Annotated in this window: 7 protein-coding genes; 4 read left to right on the top strand and 3 right to left on the bottom strand. The window is 72.6% G+C overall.

Translation table 11 applies throughout. The features are described from left to right. Positions 1 to 62 precede the first annotated feature (62 nt). Both AB0C17_RS23835 and AB0C17_RS23830 read right to left on the bottom strand, forming a co-directional pair. Complete coding sequence (locus tag AB0C17_RS23835) at positions 63 to 359, bottom strand: DUF1540 domain-containing protein (protein ID WP_357389301.1); 297 nt, start codon at positions 357 to 359, stop codon at positions 63 to 65. Between the two features lie 60 nt (positions 360 to 419). Then, positions 420 to 1,037 carry a DUF4126 domain-containing protein gene (locus tag AB0C17_RS23830; RefSeq protein ID WP_357389303.1) on the bottom strand — a complete coding sequence of 206 codons (618 nt, stop codon included), beginning with the start codon at positions 1,035 to 1,037 and terminating at the stop codon, positions 420 to 422. A 71-nt stretch (positions 1,038 to 1,108) separates the two neighbouring features. On the opposite strand from AB0C17_RS23830, the gene nucS reads away from it, so the two are divergent. Further along, on the top strand, positions 1,109 to 1,768 hold the full coding sequence (gene nucS / locus AB0C17_RS23825) for an endonuclease NucS (protein ID WP_030503891.1): 660 nt from the start codon (positions 1,109 to 1,111) through the stop codon (positions 1,766 to 1,768). Positions 1,769 to 1,777: 9 nt separating this feature from the next. On the opposite strand, the gene AB0C17_RS23820 is transcribed toward nucS, so the two are convergent. Then, positions 1,778 to 3,280, bottom strand: coding sequence for an aldehyde dehydrogenase family protein (locus tag AB0C17_RS23820; protein ID WP_357389305.1), 1,503 nt, complete (start codon positions 3,278 to 3,280; stop codon positions 1,778 to 1,780). 216 nt (positions 3,281 to 3,496) lie between these two features. On the opposite strand from AB0C17_RS23820, the gene AB0C17_RS23815 reads away from it, so the two are divergent. From AB0C17_RS23815 to AB0C17_RS23805, 3 genes are all read left to right on the top strand, one after another. Then, complete coding sequence (locus AB0C17_RS23815) at positions 3,497 to 3,943, top strand: FHA domain-containing protein (protein WP_357389307.1); 447 nt, start codon at positions 3,497 to 3,499, stop codon at positions 3,941 to 3,943. Positions 3,944 to 4,403: 460 nt separating this feature from the next. Next, positions 4,404 to 5,468: an alpha/beta hydrolase gene (locus AB0C17_RS23810; protein ID WP_357480549.1), complete on the top strand. Its 1,065-nt coding sequence runs from the start codon at positions 4,404 to 4,406 to the stop codon at positions 5,466 to 5,468. Between the two features lie 122 nt (positions 5,469 to 5,590). Further along, complete coding sequence (locus AB0C17_RS23805) at positions 5,591 to 7,381, top strand: 3-hydroxybutyryl-CoA dehydrogenase (protein WP_357480546.1); 1,791 nt, start codon at positions 5,591 to 5,593, stop codon at positions 7,379 to 7,381.

Genomic DNA, 7,381 nt, shown 5'->3' with positions numbered 1-7,381 from the left:
CGCTTGTGCTGTTCGAGGTGGCGGGGGCGGGGGGCGGCGGGCGCCGCGTCAGCGGGGGTGGGTCAGCGGCTCTCGTAGGTCATGCAGTCGGCCATGTCCATGTCGGGGCCGACCGTGATGGCCGGGGCGTGACACTCCAGGTCGGCGTTGTGCCGGCAGTCGTCGCGTGAGCACGCGCCGACCTGGGCGACCAACTGGTCGATGCCGCCGCGCACCGGCATCTCCACGAACGTGTGGCAGTGGGCGTGGTCGCTGCTGCCGATCGTGATGGCGAACGCGTGGCAGTCGTTCGTGTGGTTGTAGGCGCAGGACCGGACGGCGCACTCCTGGACCCGGGGCATCTCCAATGACGCGGTCATCTTCCCGTACCTCCTTGGGTGTCTTGCCCCGATTTTAGAGGTTTCGGGAGTCGTTACGGCTCAGACGCGGAAGCCGGCCGCGCGGGCCGCGGCGCGTTCCCGGCGCCGCTCCCGGCGACGGCGGAACAGCCAGGGTACGAAGATCACCAGAGCGACCAGGAACACCAGCACAAGCACCGGCAGCAGCAGCGCCACCACCGACATGATCACGCTCGTCGCGTCCTCGGCGGTGCTGGCCACCGGCGCGCCCACGCCGGCGGTGGTCGCGTTGATGACCGGCCGGGCGGCGGCCTTGAGCAGGTGCACGCCGAGCGCGATGGCCACGCCGACCACCACCGGCACCCACTGGTGGGTGGAGAAGAACGTGTCCGGGTCGCTCACGGTGACCGTCTCCGAGCCGGCGCCCGCGCCGAACGCCAGGCCACCGGCGGTCGGCCGGACCACCGTCTGCACCACGTCGTTGACGTGGTCGACCACTGGCACCTTGTCGGCCACCACCTCGACCGCGAGCAGGACGGCGAGGATCAGCACCACCCAGCCGTTGCCGAGCCACTGCCAGCCGCTCGGCAGCTCGACCAGGTCGGTGTAGCGGGACAGTAGCCCCATCAGCAACAGCGGGATGTATGCGTTCAGACCCGCCGAGGCGGCCAGGCCGGAACCGGTGAGGACTTCGAGCACGATCTCAATATGGCACCGCCGTGCCAGTGGCGCTCGTCGGCGTCCACCGGGGCCTCCGCTACCCTCGGCGGGTGCGGTTGGTCATTGCGAAGTGCTCGGTGGACTACGTCGGACGGCTCTCGGCCCACCTCCCCCCGGCGACCCGGTTGCTCATGGTGAAGGCGGACGGGTCGGTGTCGATCCACGCCGACGACCGGGCCTACAAGCCGTTGAACTGGATGAGCCCGCCGTGCCGGCTGGAGGAGGCGCCGGGCGTCTGGCGGGTGGTGAACAAGGCCGGCGAGGAACTGCGCATCACCCTGGAGGAGATCTTCCAGGACACCTCGTACGAGCTGGGCGTGGACCCGGGCCTGCGCAAGGACGGCGTCGAGGCGCACCTGCAGGAGCTGCTCGCCGCGAACCCGGAGACGCTGGGGGAGGGCTTCACGCTGGTCCGGCGCGAGTACATGACCGCGATCGGGCCGGTCGACCTGCTCTGCCGGGACGCGGTCGGCGGTGCGGTGGCGGTCGAGGTGAAGCGGCGCGGCGAGATCGACGGCGTGGAGCAGCTCACCCGCTACCTGGAGCTGATGAACCGCGATCCGCTGCTCGCGCCGGTGGCCGGCGTGTTCGCCGCGCAGGAGATCAAGCCGCAGGCGCGGGTGCTCGCCACGGATCGCGGCATCCGCTGCGTGGTGGTCGACTACGACAAGCTGCGCGGCATCGAGCGCGACGAGCTGACGCTGTTCTGAGGCGCGGCCTCAGCGGCCCCGGCCGTACATCAGCTTGGCGATCTTGACGATGCGGGCGATGTCGGCCGGGGTGCGCTCGAACGTCATCGCCGGCAGCAGCGACCGGGCCCGGCGGCGGGTGACCGACTTGGGCCGGCCGAACTCGCGCAGCCCCTCCTCGCCGTGGATGCGGCCGATGCCGGACTCGCCGATGCCGCCGAACGGCAGCGTCGACATGCCGGCGAAGGTCAGCGCCGAGTTGACCGAGGCCATGCCGGAGCGCAGGCGCCGCGCCACCGCCACCGCCCGCGCCCGGCCGAAGACCGAACCCCCGAGCCCGTACGGCAGCGCGTTGGCCCGCTCGACCGCCTCGTCCACGTCCCGGACGCGGTTGACCACCAGCGTCGGGCCGAACGTCTCCTCGCGTACGGCGGCCGAGTCCTCCGGCACGTCGACGAGCACCGTCGGGTGCACGTACGGCGGCTGGACCGCCTCCGGGCCGCCGAGCACCGCCCGGCCGCCCCGGCTGAGCGCGTCGTCGATGTGGCGGCGGATGATGTCGATCTGCGACGGCATGGTGATCGGGCCGAGGTCGGTCCCGTCGGCGCCCACCGTGAGCCGCCCGGCCTTGGCCACGACCTTCTCCACGAAGGTGTCGAAGACCTGGTCGACCGCGTAGACCCGCTCGATGCCGATGCACGTCTGGCCGGCGTTCGTCATCCCGCCCCACACGCAGGCGTCGGCGGCGGCGTCCAGGTCGGCGTCGCTGTCCACGATCATCGCGTCCTTGCCGCCGGCCTCCAGCAGCACCGGCGTGAGCGTCTCCGCGCAGGCGGCCATCACCCGCTTCGCGGTGGCGGTCGAGCCGGTGAAGGCGACCTTGCCGACCCCGGAGCGGCACAGCGCCGCGCCGACCGCGCCGAAGCCGTGCACCACCTGGAACACCGGCTGCTCCGGCACCACCTCGGCGAACCTGTCGACCAGCCACTGGCCGACCGCCGGCGTGTACTCGCTCGGCTTGAACACCACGGCGTTGCCGGCCGCGAGCGCGTACGCGGCGGAGCCGATCGGGGTGAAGACCGGGTAGTTCCACGGGCCGATGACACCGATCACGCCGAACGGCTGGTATTCCAGGTGACCGCTGAACTCGGCGAGGACCAGGCGGGAGCGGACGCGGCGCGGACCGAGCACCCGCTGGGCGTTGCGGGCCGCCCAGTCGATGTGCTCCAGCGCGGTGAGGATCTCCACCACGGCGTCACCGACCGGCTTGCCACCCTCGGTGTGCATCAGGTCGGCCAGTTCCTCGATCCGCCGGGCGAGCACGCCGCGCCAGCGCTGGAGGCGGTCCCGCCGGCCGGCGAAGCCGAGCCCGGCCCACCAGTCGCCGGCCGCCCGGGCGCGCTCGACGGCGGCGCGCACGTCCGCCTCGGTGGCCAGCGGGAAACTGCCTGCCTCGGCGCCGGTGGCCGGGCTGGTCGACACCAGCCGACCGTCGGAGATGAGCGGGGCGCCCGGCACATGCACAGCGGTCATGGCCGAAGTCTAGACCCGAGGATTACTCGCCGGTAGGTGTCGAACCGGCCGTACGCTGCGCCGATGATCAGCCCGTCGTATCGACGGAAGTGCCGTCCGAAACGGCGAACGGGAGATGACCGCCCGGGGTCGCGGGGGTGACCGCGCGGTGGTGCAAGCCACTACGGTGAGGTGGCAGGCTGACGCCGCGGGGCGATGTGGGGTGGAGGACTGTCCATGGAGGAGCATCCTGAGCTGATGCCGTTGCTGACGGTGTCCGGCGGGGCGATGCGCGGGCTCACGTTCCGGGTCGGCCAGGACGCGCAGGTGATCGGCCGGGCGCCGACCGCCGACATCGTGCTCGCCGATCCGCACCTGAGTCGGCGGCACGCCACCGTCCGGGCCACCCCGGAGGGGGTGATGCTCACCGATCTGGGCTCGACGAACGGCACCTGGCTCAACGACACCCGGGTGACCGGCAGTGTGGCGATCTCCGACGGCGACGTGGTCCGGCTGGGCCGCACCGACCTGCGTCTCTACGACCCGGGCGTGGCCCGGACCGACCCGGTCGGGATGAGCTTCGGCGCGATGCGCCGCGACCAGCGCCCCACTCTGCCGCTGCCCGTCCCCGGGCCGCGCCAGCCGATCGAGGCGCGCGAGGCACAGCCGGCCGACGTCAGCTAGACCGCCGGGCGTCCACTGGGCCCTCCGGACCGCTGAGGGCCCGCACTCGCTGCACCCCAAGGCTGCTGACCGTCGGCACCCGCCGGGCATCGAGGCCGTGCTCGGCCCCAAGGTCGCTGCTTCCGGCGCCCGCTGACCCCAGGCCCGCGCTGCCCGGCGTCGCCCGGCCCGCGCGCCGAGCCCGCGCGGCGAGCCCACCGCCGCCCTCCCCGGTCCGCCCTCGCGCGATTGATCAAGGAGTTTGGGTACGGAAATGACTCCCGCGCTGACGCAAACTCCTTGATCACCGCCAGGGAGGGGTCGGCGGGCGGTCGGCGGAGGGGCGGCGGAGGAGGGTGGGCTGGGCGGGTTGGCGCTCCCGGGGTGGGGGTGTGGGGTGGGCTGGCGCCCACGCCTTGGCGGGGTGGTGTGTCGGTGGGGCACATGGACCGGGGTCGGCCGTCCGTGCCAGCATGCGCGGATGCGCAGCGCACGGCTCACCGTCCAGGCCAACGGCATCACCCAGGCGGTCCGCGTGGCCGGTCCACCGGACGGCGTACCGGTGCTGCTGGTGCACGGCAACGTCTCCTCCTCCGCCTTCTGGGAACCGCTGCTGGCCCGGCTGCCGGAGACGCTGCGGGTGGTCGCCCCCGACCTGCGCGGCTACGGCGGGACAGACACCGCGCCGGTCGACGCCACCCGAGGGCTCGCCGACTTCGCCGACGACGTGGCCGCGCTGCTCGACGCCCCGGAGCTGTTCCGGCCCGGCGCCCGGCCGGTGGTGGCCGGGCACTCGCTGGGCGGCGGTGTGGCGATGCGGCTGCTCGTCGACCGCCCGGAACGGATCGCCGGCCTGCTGCTGGAGGCGCCGGTGTCCCCGTACGGCTTCGGCGGCACCCGGGACCTCGACGGCACCCCCACCACGCCCGACTTCGCCGGCACCGGCGCCGGCGGCGCGAACCCGGACTTCGTGGCCCGGCTCGCCGCCGGTGACCGGAGCGCGGACGGCCCGACCAGCCCGCGCGCGGTGCTGCGCGCCGCGTACGTGGCCGACCCGGCCTCGCTCGGCGACGACGAGGACCTGCTGCTGGAGAGCATGCTGACCACCGCCACCGGGGACGACAACTACCCGGGCGCGGCCGTCGCCTCGCCGCACTGGCCGGGGACGGCCGCCGGGCCGCGCGGCGTGCTCAACGCGCTGGCCCCGGCCCACTTCCGGCTCGCCGACGAGCTGGTCGCCGTGCCGGTCAAGCCCTCGGTGACCTGGGTACGCGGCGACGCCGACGTGATCGTCTCGGACACCTCGCTGTTCGACCTGGCGTACCTCGGTCAGCTCGGCGTGGTGCCCGGCTGGCCCGGTGAGGTGGCGTGCCCGCCGCAGCCGATGGTGGGGCAGACCCGCGCGGTGCTGGACCGGTACGCGGCGGCCGGCGGGACGTACCGGGAGGTGGTGCTGCCCGGCTGCGGGCACAGTCCGCACCTGGAGCGGCCGGCGGAGTTCGTCGCCGAACTGCTGGCACTGGCCGGGGAGAACGCCACCGCGTGAGGCACGGTGCGTGAAATATCCCACGGCGTCTCGACAACGCAGCGTCACGTGGCAGACTCCGGCGCATAACCTTAGCGGCCGTTCATGTCGCGGACGGCGGAGTCGAGCAGGGGAGGCCGGTCGTGGCGCGGGAGTTCACCAGGGTGGGCGTGGTGGGTCTGGGCACCATGGGTGCCGGCATCGTGGAGGTGTTCGCCCGCAACGGCGTCGACGTGACAGCCGTCGAGATCTCCGACGGGGCGCTGGAGCGCGGCCGGGCCACGCTCACCGGCTCCACCGACCGGGCCGTGGCGAAGGGCAAGCTCGCCGAGGCCGAGCGGGACGCGCTGCTCGCGCGGGTCGACTTCCGGGTCGGGCTGGACGCGCTGCACGACGTGGACCTGGTGATCGAGGCGGTGCCCGAGCACCTCGACCTCAAGCAGCGGATCTTCGCCGAGCTGGACCGGGTCTGCAAGCCCGAGGCGATCCTGGCCACAAACACGTCCTCGCTGAGCGTCACCGAGATCTCCGTCGCCACCACCCGGCCCAACCAGGTCATCGGCATCCACTTCTTCAACCCGGCGCCGGTGATGAAGCTGGTCGAGGTGGTCCGCACGGTGGTCACCTCCGCCGACGTGGTCGCCGACGTGGAGGCGCTCTGCGAGCGGCTCGGCAAGGTCGACGTGACGATCAGCGACCGGGCCGGTTTCATCGCCAACGCGCTGCTGTTCGGCTACCTGAACCACGCGGTCGGCATGTTCGAGGCCCGGTACGCCACCCGCGAGGACATCGACGCCGCCATGAAGCTCGGCTGCGGCCTGCCGATGGGCCCGCTGGCGCTGATGGACCTGATCGGCCTGGACACCGCGTACGAGATCCTCGACACCATGTACCGGCGCGGCGGCCGGGACCGCCGGCACGCGCCGGCCCCGCTGCTCAAGCAGATGGTCACCGCCGGGCTGCTGGGCCGCAAGTCCGGTCGCGGCTTCTACACCTACGAGCGGCCGGGCTCGCCGAAGGTCGTACCCGACGAGTTCACGCCGCTGGTCGCGGACGCCGCGCTCGCCGACGGCGCCCGCGCCATCGCGAAGGTCGGCGTGGTCGGCTCCGGCACCATGGCCACCGGCATCATCGAGGTGTTCGCCAAGGCCGGGTACGAGATCATCTCGGTGACGCGGGGCGCGGAGAAGTCCGCGAAGGTCTGCGAGGCGGTAAAGACCTCGCTGAACAAGGGCGTGGTGCGGGGCAAGATCAGCGAGAGCGACCGGGACGACGCGCTCGGCCGGATCACCTGGTCCGCCACGCTTGAGCACCTGGCCGACGTCGACCTGGTGGTCGAGGCCGTGATCGAGGAGCTGAGCGTCAAGAAGGCGCTGTTCGCCAGCCTGGACGAGATCTGCAAGCCGGGCGTCGTGCTGGCCACCACCACCTCGTCGCTGCCGGTGATCGACGTGGCGATGGCGACCCAGCGCCCGGCCGACGTGATCGGCCTGCACTTCTTCAACCCGGCGCCGATCATGCCGCTGGTGGAGATCGTGCAGACCATCCGCACCTCCGCCGAGACGTCGGCCACCGCCCGCGCGGTCACCGCGAGGCTCGGCAAGACCGGCGTGGTCTGCGGCGACCGGTCCGGCTTCATCGTCAACGCGCTGCTGTTCCCGTACCTGAACGACGCGGTGAAGATGCTGGAGGCCAGCTACTCGACCGCCGACGACATCGACTACGCGATGAAGCTCGGCTGCGGCTACCCGATGGGCCCGTTCGAGCTGCTCGACGTGGTGGGCCTGGACGTCTCGCTGGCCATCCAGCAGGAGCTGTACCTGGAGCTGCGTGAGCCCGGCTTCGCCCCGGCGCCGCTGCTGGAGCACCTGGTCACGGCCGGCTACCTGGGCCGCAAGTCCGGCCGCGGGTTCCGCGACCACACCCGGCGCTGA

The sequence above is a fragment of the Micromonospora sp. NPDC048887 genome (genome assembly GCF_040649715.1).
GTDB lineage: Bacteria > Actinomycetota > Actinomycetes > Mycobacteriales > Micromonosporaceae > Micromonospora.
The sequence above is the reverse complement of the archived record's forward strand: the minus strand, read 5'-3'. Positions and strand labels throughout refer to the sequence as shown.

Bases quoted from the DNA above. Each gene is read 5' to 3' on its own strand.
- AB0C17_RS23820 (WP_357389305.1), bottom strand. From the start codon at position 3,280: ATGACCGCTGTGCATGTGCCGGGCGCCCCGCTCATCTCCGACGGTCGG.
- AB0C17_RS23835 (WP_357389301.1), bottom strand. From the start codon at position 359: ATGACCGCGTCATTGGAGATGCCCCGGGTCCAGGAGTGCGCCGTCCGG.
- AB0C17_RS23815 (WP_357389307.1), top strand. From the start codon at position 3,497: ATGGAGGAGCATCCTGAGCTGATGCCGTTGCTGACGGTGTCCGGCGGG.
- AB0C17_RS23810 (WP_357480549.1), top strand. From the start codon at position 4,404: ATGCGCAGCGCACGGCTCACCGTCCAGGCCAACGGCATCACCCAGGCG.